This window comes from Terrabacter ginsenosidimutans, assembly GCF_039539425.1.
GTDB classification, from domain to species: Bacteria; Actinomycetota; Actinomycetes; order Actinomycetales; family Dermatophilaceae; genus Terrabacter; species Terrabacter ginsenosidimutans.
Map to the genome: position 1 here is coordinate 380,059 of NZ_BAABDC010000001.1, position 14,316 is coordinate 394,374.

Genomic DNA, 14,316 nt, shown 5'->3' on the forward strand with positions numbered 1-14,316 from the left:
GAAGGCGCCTCCTCGACGCGTCAGTCGGTGCCCGGCTCGCCGGGCGCGTCGCGGTCGGGCTCGCGGCCCTGCTTCACCGCACCCGGGTCCAGCGAGTCGTCCAGCCACTCGTCGAGCAGCTCGTGGACGCGCGATCGGTCGACGGTGTGGACCACCCGTGGCTCGCGGGCGGAACTGGAGAGGGTGGCGCGGACGAGCATGCCCCCCGCCACTCCGTGAGGCCAGCAGCTGAGCACCATGACTGACTCCGGCGCGCCTGCCTGCGGCGCGCCGGTGGCGACCTCGTTCATGTTTCCTCCGCACATCCTCAGCCCCCGGGACGCGGTTGGTTCGCAACCGCCGCCCTGATTGTTCCGTACCGCCGAGGCATTCCCAAGGACCGAGGACCGCGGGTCACGATCGGGTCACGCGCGGGTCACGGTGCATTCGCTGCACTGGGACGTCTCGACGTTTCGGGGGGAAGGAGGTGACACCGATGGACACGAATCTGACCTATTCCGAGCTGGACTCGGAGATGGCGGCCCTGCTGCCGTCCAAGGAGACGCTGTCGTGGCACTACAACTGGAGCAACTTCTACGCCAGCAACTCCTCGATGGCGGTCAACGCAGCCACGCTGCTCTCCCAGGCCAACAGCGCCGCAGTGCAGACGATCACCTTCCACCAGGGCTGATCCCGCGCCGGCGCGGCCCCCGTCCACACCGGGGGCCGCGCCCAGGGGGTGTGAGTCATTCGCACCGGAAGGGAGGTGCTCGCCATGCACGAGCGCCCAGTCGTAGACCTGGCCGAGCTCATGGGCCAGAGCGCCGCGATGCTGCCGCGTCGCGACACGTTGTGCTACATCGGCTGCGTCAACGTGACGAACATCGTCGGGGTCAACCTCGCCATCGCGGTCAACGCGGCCACGAGCCACAGCTCGGCCACGGCCCTGGCCGGCCAGTACCTGGCGTTGTTGCACTAGCACGATTGGCAGCCATCACATCGGGTTGGGCGCGCAGGATCCCGCGCCCAACCCGGTGCCGACCACCGATGTCGACCACCGACGGGGGTTTCGTGACCCAGACAGAACACCTCATCGACATGGACGCCTCGGCCCCGACGGGTTGGCGGGCCGCGAACGGCCTCCAGCACCTGGGGCTCGTGCAGGGGTCCGGGCTGACGCAACCCACCTACCTCGTGCGCCGGAGCGACGGCCAGGTCGTGCAGCTGTCCGCGCTGCTCCACCTCGTATTGGTCCACCTCGACCCCGACCGGAGCGGACGGGCCGTCGCGGCGGCCGTCAGCGACGGCTACGGACGCCAGCTCTCGGAGGACGGGCTCGCCTACCTCGTCACGAACCGGTTGCAGCCGCTCGGCCTGGTCGACGGTCCACGTCGGGCCGTCGAGGCGGAGCGGGACCGGGCGCCACGGGGGGACGGCAGTGACGCAGCCGCGCCCGCGCCCGCGCCCGCGCCCACCGCGGCACCGCTGCTCGCCCTGTCGTTGCGCGGCGTCATCCTGCCGGCACGCGTCGTCCCTGTGCTGGCTCGGGTGCTGTCGCCACTGTTCTGGCCCCCTGTGGTGGTCCTCTCCCTCCTGGCTGTCGTCGCCCTGGACGTCCGCCTGCTGGGTGCCGGCGACCTCACAGGGTCACTCACTGCGGTGATGACCACACCGGCCCTGATGCTCGGGCTGTTCGTCGTGCTGACCGCCGCCGGTCTCGTCCACGAAACCGGCCATGCAGCTGCGTGCGCCTACGGCGGGGGACGGCCGGGTGCGATCGGCTTCGGCGTCTACCTGCTCTTCCCGGCGTTCTACACCGACGTGACCGACTCGTATCGCCTGAGCCGGGCGGCCCGGGTGCGCACCGACCTCGGCGGCCTCTACTTCAACGCCCTCACGCTCGCCGGTCTCGCCCTGGCCTACCTCTCCACCGGCCAGCCCGTCTGGCTGCTCGCTGTCCTCCTGCTGCACATCGAGATGGTTCAACAGCTCGTCCCGGCGGTGCGGCTGGACGGCTACTACGTGCTGGCCGACCTCGCCGGCGTCCCGGACCTGTTCGCCCGGGTGGGACCGGTGCTGCGGAGCATCCGGCCGAGTGCGCAGACGGACCCTCGCGTCAGTGAGCTGCGGCCGGCGGCTCGGCGCACCGTCATCGCGTGGGTTGCCTTCGTCGTGCCGACCCTCCTCGCCGGGACGGCGTGGCTGCTCTGGAACCTGCCGTTGATCGTCGGGACCAATCTCCGCGCCATCGGCGCGCAGGCCAGCCAGTGGGCGACAGCGCGCGCCGAGGGAGACCTCGTGCTCGTGGCGATCGCCAGTGTCGCCATGGTGCTGCTCGTGGTCCCGCTGCTCGGTATCGGGGTGATGATCGTGCGCCTGGGTCAGGTTCTCGCTCGCCTCTTCACCAGCCGAATCAGCATGAACAGCATGGCCATTCGGTCGAGCGCCGCTTCGTCGAGGCCAAGCACCACGGGAGCCAGCAGTAGCCGGGTCGCGCCGACCGAAACCCCGAAGGAGAACAGGATGACCGCCCCACCCAGCACCTCGTCAGACTCCTCGCCACTCGATGAGTTCTCGCCAGCCCGCACCGAGGCCCGGCGCCCGGCGGCGCGCAGTGCGAGCGCCGATCCCGAGCCGGAGGCCTCGGAGCTCCCAATCCTGACGGCCGATGCCTTCCGTGACGAGCTGATCCTGCCCAAGGCCGCGCCGGTCCCGTCAACCGGGTGGCGCCGCGCCGTCTACCGTGCCACGGCCGGGACGCTCAACCCGGGCCTGGGCCCGGCAGAGCGGCAGCGCATCGCCATCCAGGCCCGGCTGTGCGCCCCGATCCGTGGCTCGCACCGGATCGTCGTCATGAGCCGCAAGGGCGGCGTCGGCAAGACGACCACGACCTTCGCGCTCGGCAGCACCTTCGCGGCCCTGCGTGGGGACCGGGTGGTCGCCGTCGACGCGAACCCGGATGCCGGCAACCTCGCCCATCGCGTGGCCGAGCCGAACAGACGGACGATCACCGACGTCCTCCTCGATCGCGACGCGATCTCCACGTATGCGCAGCTTCGGGAGTACACCTCGCAGGCTGGCGAGTCACGCCTCGAGGTCCTGGCCTCCGACGACGACCCGCGCATCGGGATGGCCCTGGGGCGCGAGGACTACCACCACCTCATCAGCCTGCTCGACCGTTTCTACAACCTCATCGTCCTGGACACCGGCACCGGCATCCTCGACAGCGCCAACCAGGGCCTGCTCACCGAGGCCGACCAGCTCGTCCTGGTGCTCCGCGCGGGGATCGACGGCGGGCGCGCCGCCGCGCTCACCCTGGACTGGCTCGACCAGCACGACGACGCCGAGCTCGTCGCGAACGCCGTCGTCGTCATCAACGCCGTGCGCAAAGGCGTGGGCGCGCCCATCGGTCCCATGGTCGAGCACTTCACCCGCCGGTGTCGCCGTGTCGTCACCATCCCCTGGGACCCCGCCCTCGAGGTGGGCGCCCAGACCCACCTGTCAGCCCTGCACCCATCCACCCGAGACAGCCTCGTCGAGATGGCCGCCGCCGTCGCCGACGGCTTCGACACGAGAGGAACACACTCATGAGGACCTTCACCGCGGCCTCGCTCATCGCCCTCGCCACGCTCGCCTCGGGTCTGGGGGCGGCGGAGGCGAACGGACGCGTCGCAGCGCCGCCGAAGGCCAGTCCGGTACCCGTCGTCCGTGGGCTCGACGCCGTCGCCCTTGCTCTCGCCAGCCCACACACGCCCACGCCGGTGGAGCGTGCCGTTACCGTCGGCCACCTGCACCCCTGGGGCGCGGGTTCCGAGACGGAGTCCACGGCCGGCGCCACCGCGGACTGCGACGGCTGCACCGCGAAGGCGACCGCCCTCGCGGTCGTCTACGGGAACGGGCCAGGCCGCGTGAGGGCGGACAACCTGGCCACCAGCATGACGGGCTCGTGCAGCGGCTGCGGGACGGTTGCCGTGTCGGTGCAGGTCGTCATGCTGCGTCGGGCCGGCACCGTCGAGGCCAACAACCGCGCGACGGCCGTCAATGCTGCCTGCACCGAGTGCCGCGCGTCCTCCGCCGCCTACCAGACCGTCATCGTCGACCCGCGTGGGCGCCGGCTCTCCGCGCGTGACCTTGCCGGGCTGCGCGACTGGCTCCAGGACCAGGCTGACCAGATGGCCTCCTCGGCTCCCGCCCAGTCGCTGCGGCGCGGCGCGGCCACGAGCAGCCCGGAGAGTGTCCTCGACCAGCAGCTGCAGGCGGCGCTCGGCCAGGGCGCGAAGGTCACCACGAAGGTCGACCGCGTCACCCGGTGACCGGCGGCGGGACTCTCAGGGCGCTCCGCCCACGCCCTCGGACGACAGGTCGAGGGTGTGGGAGCCGCGCTCGACCTTCGTGGCGAGGTAGTGGGCGTTCGCGTCGGACAGGTGGACGCCCGTGGGAACCCGGCTCGCCACCGTCACGCCCAGCCGGCGCAGCTGCTCGGCCTTGTCGGGGTTGTTGCTGAGCAGGGCGACCCGGCTGACGCCGAGGGCCCCGAGCATCTGGGCGGCGACGGTGTAGTCCCGCTCGTCCTCGCCGTAGCCGAGGGCGACGTTGGCCTCGTAGGTGTCGAGCCCGCGGTCCTGGAGCACGTATGCGTCGAGCTTGGAGTAGAGACCGATGCCGCGTCCCTCCTGCCGGAGGTAGAGCAGGAACCCGCCTGAGGTGTCGAGCCGCTCGACGGACTCGCGCAGCTGGGCGCCGCAGTCGCACCGTTGGCTGCCGAAGACGTCGCCGGTCAGGCACTCGCTGTGCAACCGGGTCGGTGTCGGCCCGGTGTCGCCCGCTGTCGCGTGCGGCGGGGCGGCCCGGTCGCCGAGCCCCAGGGCAAGGTGCTCGCGTCCGTCGGCGAGCCCGTCGAAGGTGAAGACGCGTGCCGTGGTCCCGAAGCCGTCGGCGAAGGCGAGCGGCACGAGGACGTGGGTGCGGATCCGAGCTGCTGCGGGACCCGGGCCGTCCGGGATCCCGGGCGTCCTCGGGGTCGTAGGTCTCCCCGTCGTCATGTCCCCTCCTCGAACCGCGGCGACAGGGCGTACCGCAGGAGCACCACGTCCCCGATCTGGCGCACCTCGGCGAGCGTCGCCCGTCGGCCCGGGTGCCATGGGTAGCGTCCGTCGCCCACGAACCGGCACGCCGCCGAGTCGCCGACGAAGAAGGGCGCAACGACGAGCTGCAGCTCGTCGGCGAGGTCCTCGGTCAGCATCTGGGTGTGCACCGACCCACCCCCCTCGACCATGAGCCGCCGCACGCCCCGGTCCCCGAGGTCCTCGCAGACGCGGCGCATCGTCGGGGGCCGGCCGGCGTCGACGACGGTGGCGACCGCGCCGAGCCGCTCACGGACCACAGGGACCGCGTCGCTCGGGCAGTAGACGAGCTTGGCGGCATCGTCGGCCGCGAAGAACGCTGCAGCACAGTCGAGCTCGGCCTGGCGCGTCACGGTCACCTTCACCGGTGACGGAGGCAGGCCGCGTGCCACCCGCGCGGCGCGACGCTCCGACGAACGGACCAGCAACCGTGGGTCGTCCCTGCGGATCGTCATCGCTCCGACGAGGATCGCGTCGCTGGCAGCCCGTTCCGCGTCGACCCGGTCGAAGTCCGCGTCGTTCGACAGCAGGAGCCGGGTCGCGGTCCCTGCGCTGAGGTAGCCGTCGATCGACATGCCACAGCTGAGCAGCGTGTAGGGACGGTCAACCACGGGCAGCTCCCTCCACCGACACCGGGCGGTCCGCCCTCGGCCGGTTGCGACGTGCCAAGGCGATCACCGCCGCACCCGGCAGGCTCGAGACGAACGCCATGAGCCCGTAGACCACGGCGGTGCCAACTCCACCGGCAACGCCGAGCCCGGCGGCGCCGAACACCCAGGCCGCGGCGCCCTCGCGCGGCCCCCACCCGGCGACGTTGAGGGGCAGGCCCATCGCGACGAGCACGACGAGGGCCAGTGGCAGCAGCTGGGCCACCGGTGCGGTCACCCCCGCGGCCCGGGCCGCCACGACGAACGTCGCCGTGTGACCGGCGACGACGGCCGTGGAGCTGCCGAACACGCCCGGCCACGTATGCCGTCCCATCAGTCCGCTGCGCAGGTCGGCCACCACCGCCCGCGACACGCGGACGGGCAGGGCAGGCGCCGACAGGCGGCGCGACAGGACGATCGCGGCCAGCACCGACCCGGCGAGCGCCGCTGCGACGAGGAGCATTGTCGCCAGAGCGGGTCCGGCCGACCACGAGGACGACAGCGGCGACGGCAGGAGCACGACGGCAAACACGGTGATCGCGAGGAGGACGACCTGTCCCGCGGTGCGCTCCCACGCGACGGAGCGCAGCCCGCGCCCGAGGTCGCCGCCGGCCCGGCCGTGCCGCACGCCGCGGTTCACGTCCCCCAGCACGCCGCCCGGGAGGGTCACGTTGAGGAACTGCGACCGGTAGGACTCCGCGACGGCCGAGCGAAGCGTCAGCTCCGATCCCAGACCGCGGGCCACGAGCACCCAGCGCCACGCCCCGCACACGGTGGTGAGGACGGCGATGGCCGCTCCGGCAGCGACGGACCACCCGTCGAGGTGGTGCAGGGCCTCGAGGAAGGCACCGGCACCGACGTGCCGGACGAGGACGGCGAGGATCACGAGCCCCACGAGGGGGCGCAGCCACGACCGGTCGCGTTGCATCTCCTCCGACCTTTCTGCGTTGACTCCCGATGGTGAGGACGTCCGTCTCCCCGATCGGGTTCAGGCGTCCCGTACCCCGCCGAGCACGGCCGAGACCTGCTCCGCGGTGCGCGACCACGGCGACAGGTCGTGCCGTCGCTGCCGGGCACCCTGCCGCAGCCGCTCGCGCAGGTCCCTGTCGACCAGCCAGCACCGCAAGGCCTCCGCGAGCGCGTCGGGACGGCCGGCCGGGACCAGCAGACCCGCCGGGCCGCTCCCCCGGCCCCCTTCCCGACCATCCTCGGCACCTCCTTCCGGGCCGTGCATCGCCTCGGCCACGCCGCCGACGGCCGTCGCGACCACGGGAACGCCGTGGGCGAGCGCCTCCGTCACGACCATGCCGTACGTCTCGACGTGGGAAGGCAGCACGACGAGGTCGGCGGCGGCATACGCCTCCTCGAGGTCCGTGCCACGAAGCGCGCCGACGAGTCGCACCTGGCCGGCCAGGCCCGCCTTCGTGAGCCGGTCGCGCAGGTCGGCCACGACGTCCGGTTCACGGTCCAGCGAGCCCGCCATGACGCACGACCAGGGGAGGTCGGACACGAGCGTGAGTGCGGCGACCAGGTCGGCGTGCCCCTTGAGGGCGGTGACCGCAGCGACACACAGCAGCCGTGTCCCTTCCCGCGACCCGACCGTCGACGGCGCGCGGTCGACGCCCGGCCGAGCGACGTGCACGCCCTCCGGGCTGAGCGCACCGGAGTCGAGCAGCACCTCACGGGTCCAGCCGCTCGTCGCCACGACGGCCGCGGCCGCAGCGAGCACCCGCCGTTCCTTCTGTGCTGCAACAGGATCGGCCAGCCCGAGCGGCAGGTGGACGAGGACGACGAGTCGCAGGCGGTCCGTTGCCGGCACGAGGACGTCATCGGCGCAGCACGCCACGAGGCCGTCCACGAGCAACAGCCCGTCCGGGGGCACGGCGGCGACGACGGCGGCCAGGCGCTCGAGCGCGGCGGCATCGGGGCGAGGCCAGGCACCGGACACGTGGTGCTCCCTGACCGTCCACCCGTAGGCCCGGAGCCCGTCGAGCACCCGGCGGTCGTAGGCGTTGCCGCCGCTCACCCGGTCGGGGTCGTCGATCCCCGCTGGGACCACCACGTGGACCTCCGCGTGGACCTCCGCGTGGACCTCCGTCAGAGGTCGCACTCGTAGCTCGCCCACGCGACGTGCGACTCGTGGAGGGTGACGGCAAGGCCGGCCACCAGGTCGCCGGCACCGCCGAGCTCCCGGGCGCGAACACGCTCGGCGATGCTGTCGGCGACCGAGCGGGCCAGGACCTCCGTCGTGGTGTTCACTCCGGCAAAGGCCGGCTCGTCGTCGAGGTTGCGGTAGCTGAGGGCCCCGACCACCTCGCGCACGTGCCGGGTGGCGAGGCCGATGTCGACGAGGATGCCGTCGGCATCGAGCTCGGGACCCCGGAAGGTCACGTCGACGACGAACGTGGCACCGTGCAGCTGCTGGGCCGGACCGAAGACCTCCCCCCGGAAGCTGTGGGCGACCATCATGTGGTCCCGGACGGTCACACTGAACATCGGCTCCCCGCTTCAGTCGGTGGGTCGGTTGGTGGGTCGGTTGGTGGGTCGCTTGGTGGTTCGGTAGGTGATGGTGTGGCAGATGGCCGGCAGGGAGCCGTCCGCGAGACGGCGCATGACCTCGGGCAGCTCCTCGAACGGTGAGTCGCCAGTGAGCAGCGCGTCGAAGGACGCGTCGCGCAGCAGCTGGACCGCGAGCGCCAGGCGTTCGGCATACGTGTAGCGCGAGCGCCTGGCTGCCGCAACGGAACCCACCTGGCTCGCCCGGATACGCAGGCGCGAGGAGTGAAAGGACCCTCCGAGCGACAGCTCGACCCGCGAGTCGCCGTACCAGCTCAGGTCGAGCACGGTCGCCTCGGGAGCCAGCAGGTCGAGCGAGAGCTGCAGACCGGATCCCGTCGCGCTCGTGTGCACGACGAGGTCGTGATCACCACCCTGCCCCGCGAGATCGTCGGGCCGCGCGAAGTTCACGCCGAGGCGGCCCGCCACCGCGGACCGGCCCGGGTCGACGTCGACGAGCGTCACGCGGCAGCCCGGGATCCCGGCGAGCAGCCGGGCGACGCAGCAGCCCACCATGCCCGCGCCGACGACGGCGACCCGGTCACCGACGCGCGGCGCTGCGTCCCACAGCGCGTTGACCGCCGTCTCGACCGTGCCCGCGAGCACCGCTCGACGCGGCGGCACGTCGTCGGGGACGACCACCACCGCCCCGACGGGGACGACGTATGCCGTCTGGTGCGGGTGGAGACAGAAGACCGTCCGACCGACGAGGTCCTCCGGGCCCTCCTCGACCCTGCCCACGCCGAGGTAGCCGTACTTGACCGGCCCCGGGAAGTCGCCCTCCTGGTGCGGGGCGCGCATGACCGCGCGCTGGCTCTCGGGCACGGCCCCGCGAAAGACGATCGTCTCGGTGCCACGGCTCACGCCGGAGTGCAGGGCGCGCACGAGCACCTGTCCGGGGCCGGGGGCAGGCAGAGCGACGGGGCGGATCTCACCCCTGCCGGGCTCGACCACCCAGAACGCCCGCGCATCGGTGGACACGCGACCAGACTAGATCGGACCCGTGAACTCCGGCGGCCGAGACGGCGTCCTTGGGTCAAACCCCGATCGGTGAGGTGGAGCGCGGTGCGACAGGTGATCCTTCCCGGCCCTCGTGCCGGACGTGTCGAGCTCCGTGTGGTGCTCGTCGGGCTCGTCGGCGTGGCGGCGCTGCTCGCCGCCCTCGAAGCGACCTCGGACGGCGCGCTCGGGGGCACGGGCTGGGTCATCGGGCTCGCCTGCGGCGTCAGCCTGGTCGGGCTGCTCACTGCTGGGCTCCGTCGTGCAGCGCGACGCCGTCTCACCCCCGCCGACCGCATCACCCTGACGCGCGCCGTGCTGGTCTGTGGCGTCGCAGCCCTCGTCGCCCAGGACGCCGACGGCAGCACCCGACCGACGGGCACGGGGGCATCCGTCGGCGTCCTGGTCGCCCTCGCCTCGGTCGCGCTCGTCCTCGATGCGGTTGACGGTCGGGTCGCGCGGCGAACCGGGACCGTGCACCCCCTCGGCGCGCGGTTCGACATGGAGACCGATGCCTTCCTCATCCTCGTCCTCAGCGTGCACGTCGCTGCCGACCTCGGCTGGTGGGTGCTCGGCATCGGGGCAGCCCGCTACGTCCTGCTGCTCGTTGCCGCCCTGTCCCGGTGGGCGCCGTGGCTTCGCGGGCAGGTTCCGGCGCGCCTGTGGCGCAAGGCAGTCGCGGCCTACCAGGGCATCGTGCTGACGGTGGCGACCGGCGACGTCCTGCCCTCACCGATCGCTGTCGTCGCCCTCGCCGCCGGGCTCGCGCTCCTGTTCGTGTCGTTCGGCACCGAGGTCACGACGCTGCGGCGTCGGTCGCTCTCGACGGCGCGGAGTGTCGAGGCGACCGTCGGGTGGACGGCCGCGTCGTCGCCCGTCGTCGACGCCGGCGTCGCGCCATGACGGGGCCATCGCCCCAGACGTCGCCCCAGAAGTCGGCCCAGACGTCACCTCAGACGTCGCGGCGCCGCGTCGTCGGTGCCATCGCGACCGCACTGGCGGTCCTGCTGGTGTGGGTCGCCCTGACCGCGCCGGCGCCGACCCTCGGCTGGTCGCCGACACCCTTGTCGCTCGTGCGCATCCCGGTCGAGGGCATCGTCGTCGCCACCCTCTTCCTCCTCCTGCGCGGCGCTGCGATGCGCTGGTTCGCGATCGCAGCGGGGATCGTCCTGGGCGTCCTTCTCGTCGTGCGGATCCTCGACGCGGCGTTCCTCGCCACGCTCTACCGACCGTTCAACCCGCTGACGGACTGGCGCTACGCGGGGTCTGCCACGGAGCTGCTCGGCGACTCGGCAGGTCCGGCGACGGCGGTGCTGGCGGTCGCCGCGACGATCCTGCTCGTCGTCGGGCTCGTCACCTTGACCCCGGTCGCGCTGCGACGGGTCGGACGGCTCGTCGCGCGGCACCGCAGGACTGCACTGCGCGCCGTGGTGACGGCCTCGGTGGTGTGGGTGGCCTGCGCCGCGCTGGCTGTCCGCACGACCGGCGACCTGCCGCTGGCGTCGTCCAGCGCCGCGGCCCTGACTGCCCATGAGGTCACGACCGTACGTGACGGACTCCGCGACCGTGAGGCCTTCGCTGCCGAGATTCCCGTCGACGCCTTCCGCACCGTCCCGTCGGGCGACCTGCTGACAGCCCTTCGTGGCAAGGACGTCGTCGTCGTCTTCGTCGAGAGCTACGGCCGGGTCGCCGTCGACGGGAGTCCCGACGTGGCAAGGGCGCTCGCATCAGGCACGAGCGGCCTGCATGCCTCCGGCTACACGGTCCGCAGCGCCTGGCTGACGTCGCCCACGTTCGGCGGGATCAGCTGGCTCGCCCACTCCACCCTCCAGTCAGGGCTCTGGGTCAGCAGCCAGCAGCGATACGAGCAGCTCCTGGACACCGCCTCGTCCGGCGACACTGCGGGCGCCCCACGACTCACCCTCGCGCGCGCCTTCTCCCGCGCCGGGTGGCGCACCGTCGACGTCATCCCGGCCAACCGCCACGACTGGCCCGAGGGGAAGGCGTTCTACGGCTACGACGAGGTCTACGACGCGCGGACGCTCGGGTATGCCGGACCCGGCTACGGCTACGCCCCGATGCCCGACCAGTTCACCCTGTCCGCGTTCGACCGGCTCGAGCTCGAGCGCCACCCCACCGGTGGTCGCCCTCCGGTCATGGCCGAGATCGACCTCGTGTCGAGCCACGTCCCCTGGGCGCCCCTGCCACGGCTGGTCGACTGGGCCTCGATCGGCGACGGCTCGGTCTACCTCGCCCAGGCGGGCACGGCGACGCCCCGCGACGTCGTCTGGGCCAGCACGCAAGGGGTGCGGACGGCATACGGCCAGACCGTCGCCTACTCCCTCGACAGCGTCGTGTCGTTCCTGCGTGCGACCCACGACGACAACCTCGTCGTCCTCGTGCTCGGTGACCACCAGCCGATCAGCCTGGTCTCCGGGGACCACGCGGGACACGACGTCCCCGTCAGCATCGTCGCGCGGGACCGGGCCGTGCTCGACCGCATCTCCGGCTGGGCGTGGCAGGACGGCCTGCGGCCAGCACCCACTGCACCGGTCTGGCCGATGGACCGCTTCCGCGACCGCTTCCTCACGGCCTTCGGCCGCGGCGCCGGCGGCTGAACCGCGCGCCCCCACGAGTCGTCTTCGGGGAGAGAGTCCAACACCGCGACGCCAACGGGGCGGCGCGGCGCGACCCGGACGACAGGAGCGTCATCATGAGACTCCGAATCGTGGGAGCGGCGGCACTGCTCGTCTCCGCGGGAGTTCACCTCTATCTCTGGTTCGACGGGGTGCGCCACCAGAGCGTGGGCCCGATGTTCCTCGTCAACGTCGTCGCGGGCGTCACCATCGCCTTCCTGCTGGTGCGGTGGGAGCACTGGGTGCCTGCCTTCCTCACCGCTGGGTTCGGGGTGGCCACACTCGGGGCGTTCATCATCGCCTCGACGGTCGGGCTCCTCGGCGTGCACACCGTCTGGGCGGGCGGGTCGGTCTGGACTGCGGCCGTCTCCGAGGTCGTCTGCATCGTGGTCGGCGGCATCCTGCTGCTGCGCACGCGCCCCGCGACCCCGCAGCTGGCGCTCCCCGGCCGCCGGCACGCGTCCTGAGTCCGAACCGGACGCGTGCCCGGCACCGCAGTCAGCGGTCCGACCGGCCGCGGAGCTCAGAGAGCCGGCAGGAGGAGCCTGACGCTCGTCCCGCGGCCCAGCTCGGAGTCGACGTCGATGCGTCCTCCGTGGCGTGTGACGACACGCTGCGCGATGCTGAGGCCCAGACCGGTGCCCGGCACCCGGAGACTCTGCGGGTTGGTGCCGCGGAAGAACTCCGTGAACAGCCCGGCCTGGTCCTCCCTGGAGATCCCGACCCCGTCGTCGACGCACTCGAGCACGACCCGGTCGCGGCGACGGCCCACCGAGACCGCCACCTTGCCGCCCGCGGGGGTGAACTTCACCGCGTTGCTCACCAGGTTCTGCACGACGCGCTCGAGGTCGCCCGCGCTGCCACGGACGAGCGGCAGGCGCTCCTGGAGGTCGAAGGTGAGACGGACCTGCTGCGTGTCCGCCCGGGGTCGGAACATGTCGACGACCTCGCGCGACACCTCGCCGAGGTCGACGTCGGCCTCGGGCATGGCCCGGTCGGGGTCGCTGACCCGCGACAGCGTCAGGAGGTCGTCGACGAGGCTCTGCAGCCGTTCGGTGTTGCGCTCGATGACCCCGAGCGACCAGTCGCGCTCGCCCTCCGGCTCCTGGCGAAGCAGCTCGACGTGACCGACGATCGACGCGAGCGGGTTCTTCAGCTCGTGCGACACCGTCGAGAAGAGCTGCGTCTTGGTGCGGTCCGCCTCCCTCAGCTCGGCAGCCACCCGACGCTCCACGGCATACAACCGGGCGTTGCGGATGGCGCGCCCGAGGTCACGGCCCATCTCGAGCGCCGCCACCGCCTCGGCATCGGTCCAGGCCGGGTCGTCGGGTCCGCGCGTGCAGGCGATGTAGCCGAAGCAGCTCGAGCCCGACCCCATCGGGGCCAGGAGCAGCGAACGGGCGCCGGCGTCTCCGAGGAAGGTGCGGACCTGCGCGACGTCGTCGTCGGCCCATAGGGCCGGCGGATCCACGTGGTCGGACCCGACGACGGCGACGACACCGCCGCGCCAACAGCTCGCCGCCATCCGTCGCGCGATCGCGACGAGGCTGACGGGGGTGCGAACGGGTGCCCCGCTGCGGGCCGACACGCTCTCACGCTCGTCGTCGTCCTCACCCGCAAAAGCCCTCAGCCACAGGCCCGCCGACGCCAGCCCGGCCGAGATCGGCACGGCAGCCACGTCCACGACCCTGGCCGGGTCGAGGTCCTCCTGGGCGATGCGGGCCACCGTCTGGACCGCCTCGCCCAGACGCACCCGCTCGGAGAGCGCATGACGCTGGCGAGCCGCCGAGATGGCAATGCCGGTCTGGTTGGCGAAGAGCTCGAGGACGGCCCGCTGCGTGACGTCCGGGCGGCAGCCCGTGAGCGGGAGGTCGACCGAGAGGATGCCGAGCAGCTCACCCACGGCGTCGAAGAACGGCGCGATGAGCGTGTCCTCGGGGTTCCAGGCGTCGAGGGCGCCGTCCGCAGCCGGTGCGGTCCAGTCCGACGACACCCAGCCCTCGGCCGACCCGTCGGGCAGCTCACCGGCCGGGACGAAGCGCAGGCTCCCCCAGCGCTCCGCCACCGCGAACTCCGCCTCGAGGTTGGCCCGTGGCGTCCGACGACCGAGCAGCTCGGCGCGCGCGTCATCGTCGCCCGCGACGGCGACCACCTCGACGTCACCGGAGGGCATGACGAGGCTGATCGCCGCCACCTTGAAACCGACGACGTCCGCCGCACCGTCCACGACCATGTCGAAGAGGACCGAGAGGTCGTCCTGGGCGCTGACGCGGTTCATCAGCTCGGTGAGTCGCCGGAGCGCCAGCACCTCCCACACCACGCCGTCGCGCAACACTGTCCCCTCACGTGCGCCTACCCCTGGAGCGCGGCGATCGC

15 protein-coding genes are annotated in these 14,316 nt (G+C 72.5%); 7 read left to right on the forward strand and 8 right to left on the reverse strand.

Annotation, left to right across the window (positions count from 1 at the left end):
• Positions 1-20 precede the first annotated feature (20 nt).
• Complete coding sequence (locus ABD831_RS01905; RefSeq protein ID WP_344940705.1) at positions 21-290, reverse strand: hypothetical protein; 270 nt, start codon at positions 288-290, stop codon at positions 21-23.
• A gap of 185 nt (positions 291-475) precedes the next feature.
• Between ABD831_RS01905 and ABD831_RS01910 the strand changes: the two genes are divergently transcribed.
• The 4 genes from ABD831_RS01910 (at position 476) to ABD831_RS01925 (ending at position 4,292) form a co-directional block, all read left to right on the forward strand.
• Positions 476-670 (forward strand): hypothetical protein, encoded by a 195-nt coding sequence (locus tag ABD831_RS01910; RefSeq protein WP_344940708.1) that lies wholly within the window; start codon positions 476-478, stop codon positions 668-670.
• An 84-nt stretch (positions 671-754) separates the two neighbouring features.
• Entirely contained in the window at positions 755-958 is a 204-nt protein-coding gene (locus ABD831_RS01915) for a hypothetical protein (protein WP_344940711.1), read from the forward strand.
• A gap of 92 nt (positions 959-1,050) precedes the next feature.
• The gene (locus tag ABD831_RS01920) at positions 1,051-3,570 is read left to right on the forward strand and encodes a MinD/ParA family ATP-binding protein (RefSeq protein WP_344940714.1); all 2,520 of its coding nucleotides are present in this window, start codon (positions 1,051-1,053) and stop codon (positions 3,568-3,570) included.
• Positions 3,567-4,292: a hypothetical protein gene (locus ABD831_RS01925; RefSeq protein ID WP_344940717.1), complete on the forward strand. Its 726-nt coding sequence runs from the start codon at positions 3,567-3,569 to the stop codon at positions 4,290-4,292. Before ABD831_RS01920 ends, ABD831_RS01925 begins: the two co-directional genes overlap by 4 nt.
• A 15-nt stretch (positions 4,293-4,307) precedes the next feature.
• On the opposite strand, the gene ABD831_RS01930 is transcribed toward ABD831_RS01925, so the two are convergent.
• The 6 genes from ABD831_RS01930 to ABD831_RS01955 are packed head-to-tail and all read right to left on the reverse strand — an operon-like array spanning position 4,308 to position 9,286.
• Entirely contained in the window at positions 4,308-5,021 is a 714-nt protein-coding gene (locus ABD831_RS01930) for a GTP cyclohydrolase II (RefSeq protein WP_344940719.1), read from the reverse strand.
• Positions 5,018-5,713, reverse strand: coding sequence for a RibD family protein (locus ABD831_RS01935; protein WP_344940722.1), 696 nt, complete (start codon positions 5,711-5,713; stop codon positions 5,018-5,020). Before ABD831_RS01935 ends, ABD831_RS01930 begins: the two co-directional genes overlap by 4 nt.
• On the reverse strand, positions 5,706-6,677 hold the full coding sequence (locus ABD831_RS01940; protein WP_344940724.1) for a lysylphosphatidylglycerol synthase transmembrane domain-containing protein: 972 nt from the start codon (positions 6,675-6,677) through the stop codon (positions 5,706-5,708). Before ABD831_RS01940 ends, ABD831_RS01935 begins: the two co-directional genes overlap by 8 nt.
• Before the next feature lie 60 nt (positions 6,678-6,737).
• Positions 6,738-7,811, reverse strand: coding sequence for a glycosyltransferase family 4 protein (locus ABD831_RS01945; RefSeq protein ID WP_344940727.1), 1,074 nt, complete (start codon positions 7,809-7,811; stop codon positions 6,738-6,740).
• A 35-nt stretch (positions 7,812-7,846) separates the two neighbouring features.
• On the reverse strand, positions 7,847-8,245 hold the full coding sequence (locus ABD831_RS01950; protein ID WP_344940730.1) for a 6-pyruvoyl trahydropterin synthase family protein: 399 nt from the start codon (positions 8,243-8,245) through the stop codon (positions 7,847-7,849).
• Positions 8,246-8,257: 12 nt separating this feature from the next.
• Positions 8,258-9,286 carry a zinc-dependent alcohol dehydrogenase gene (locus tag ABD831_RS01955; RefSeq protein ID WP_344940733.1) on the reverse strand — a complete coding sequence of 343 codons (1,029 nt, stop codon included), beginning with the start codon at positions 9,284-9,286 and terminating at the stop codon, positions 8,258-8,260.
• Between the two features lie 84 nt (positions 9,287-9,370).
• Here ABD831_RS01955 and ABD831_RS01960 point away from each other — a divergent pair, with 84 nt between their 5' ends.
• The 3 genes from ABD831_RS01960 (at position 9,371) to ABD831_RS01970 (ending at position 12,407) form a co-directional block, all read left to right on the forward strand.
• Positions 9,371-10,207 carry a CDP-alcohol phosphatidyltransferase family protein gene (locus ABD831_RS01960; protein WP_344940736.1) on the forward strand — a complete coding sequence of 279 codons (837 nt, stop codon included), beginning with the start codon at positions 9,371-9,373 and terminating at the stop codon, positions 10,205-10,207.
• The gene (locus ABD831_RS01965) at positions 10,204-11,922 is read left to right on the forward strand and encodes an LTA synthase family protein (protein WP_344940739.1); all 1,719 of its coding nucleotides are present in this window, start codon (positions 10,204-10,206) and stop codon (positions 11,920-11,922) included. The genes ABD831_RS01960 and ABD831_RS01965 overlap by 4 nt, the downstream gene beginning before the upstream one ends.
• Positions 11,923-12,017: 95 nt before the next feature.
• Complete coding sequence (locus ABD831_RS01970; RefSeq protein ID WP_344940742.1) at positions 12,018-12,407, forward strand: hypothetical protein; 390 nt, start codon at positions 12,018-12,020, stop codon at positions 12,405-12,407.
• A 56-nt stretch (positions 12,408-12,463) separates the two neighbouring features.
• Here ABD831_RS01970 and ABD831_RS01975 read toward each other — a convergent pair whose 3' ends face one another.
• Entirely contained in the window at positions 12,464-14,272 is a 1,809-nt protein-coding gene (locus ABD831_RS01975; protein WP_344940745.1) for a sensor histidine kinase, read from the reverse strand.
• Positions 14,273-14,316 lie beyond the last annotated feature (44 nt).

Coding starts and splice junctions, on each gene's coding strand:
- ABD831_RS01905 (WP_344940705.1), bottom strand. CDS start 290: ATGAACGAGGTCGCCACCGGCGCGCCGCAGGCAGGCGCGCCGGAGTCA.
- ABD831_RS01910 (WP_344940708.1), top strand. CDS start 476: ATGGACACGAATCTGACCTATTCCGAGCTGGACTCGGAGATGGCGGCC.
- ABD831_RS01915 (WP_344940711.1), top strand. CDS start 755: ATGCACGAGCGCCCAGTCGTAGACCTGGCCGAGCTCATGGGCCAGAGC.
- ABD831_RS01925 (WP_344940717.1), top strand. CDS start 3,567: ATGAGGACCTTCACCGCGGCCTCGCTCATCGCCCTCGCCACGCTCGCC.
- ABD831_RS01930 (WP_344940719.1), bottom strand. CDS start 5,021: ATGACGACGGGGAGACCTACGACCCCGAGGACGCCCGGGATCCCGGAC.
- ABD831_RS01940 (WP_344940724.1), bottom strand. CDS start 6,677: ATGCAACGCGACCGGTCGTGGCTGCGCCCCCTCGTGGGGCTCGTGATC.
- ABD831_RS01950 (WP_344940730.1), bottom strand. CDS start 8,245: ATGTTCAGTGTGACCGTCCGGGACCACATGATGGTCGCCCACAGCTTC.
- ABD831_RS01965 (WP_344940739.1), top strand. CDS start 10,204: ATGACGGGGCCATCGCCCCAGACGTCGCCCCAGAAGTCGGCCCAGACG.
- ABD831_RS01970 (WP_344940742.1), top strand. CDS start 12,018: ATGAGACTCCGAATCGTGGGAGCGGCGGCACTGCTCGTCTCCGCGGGA.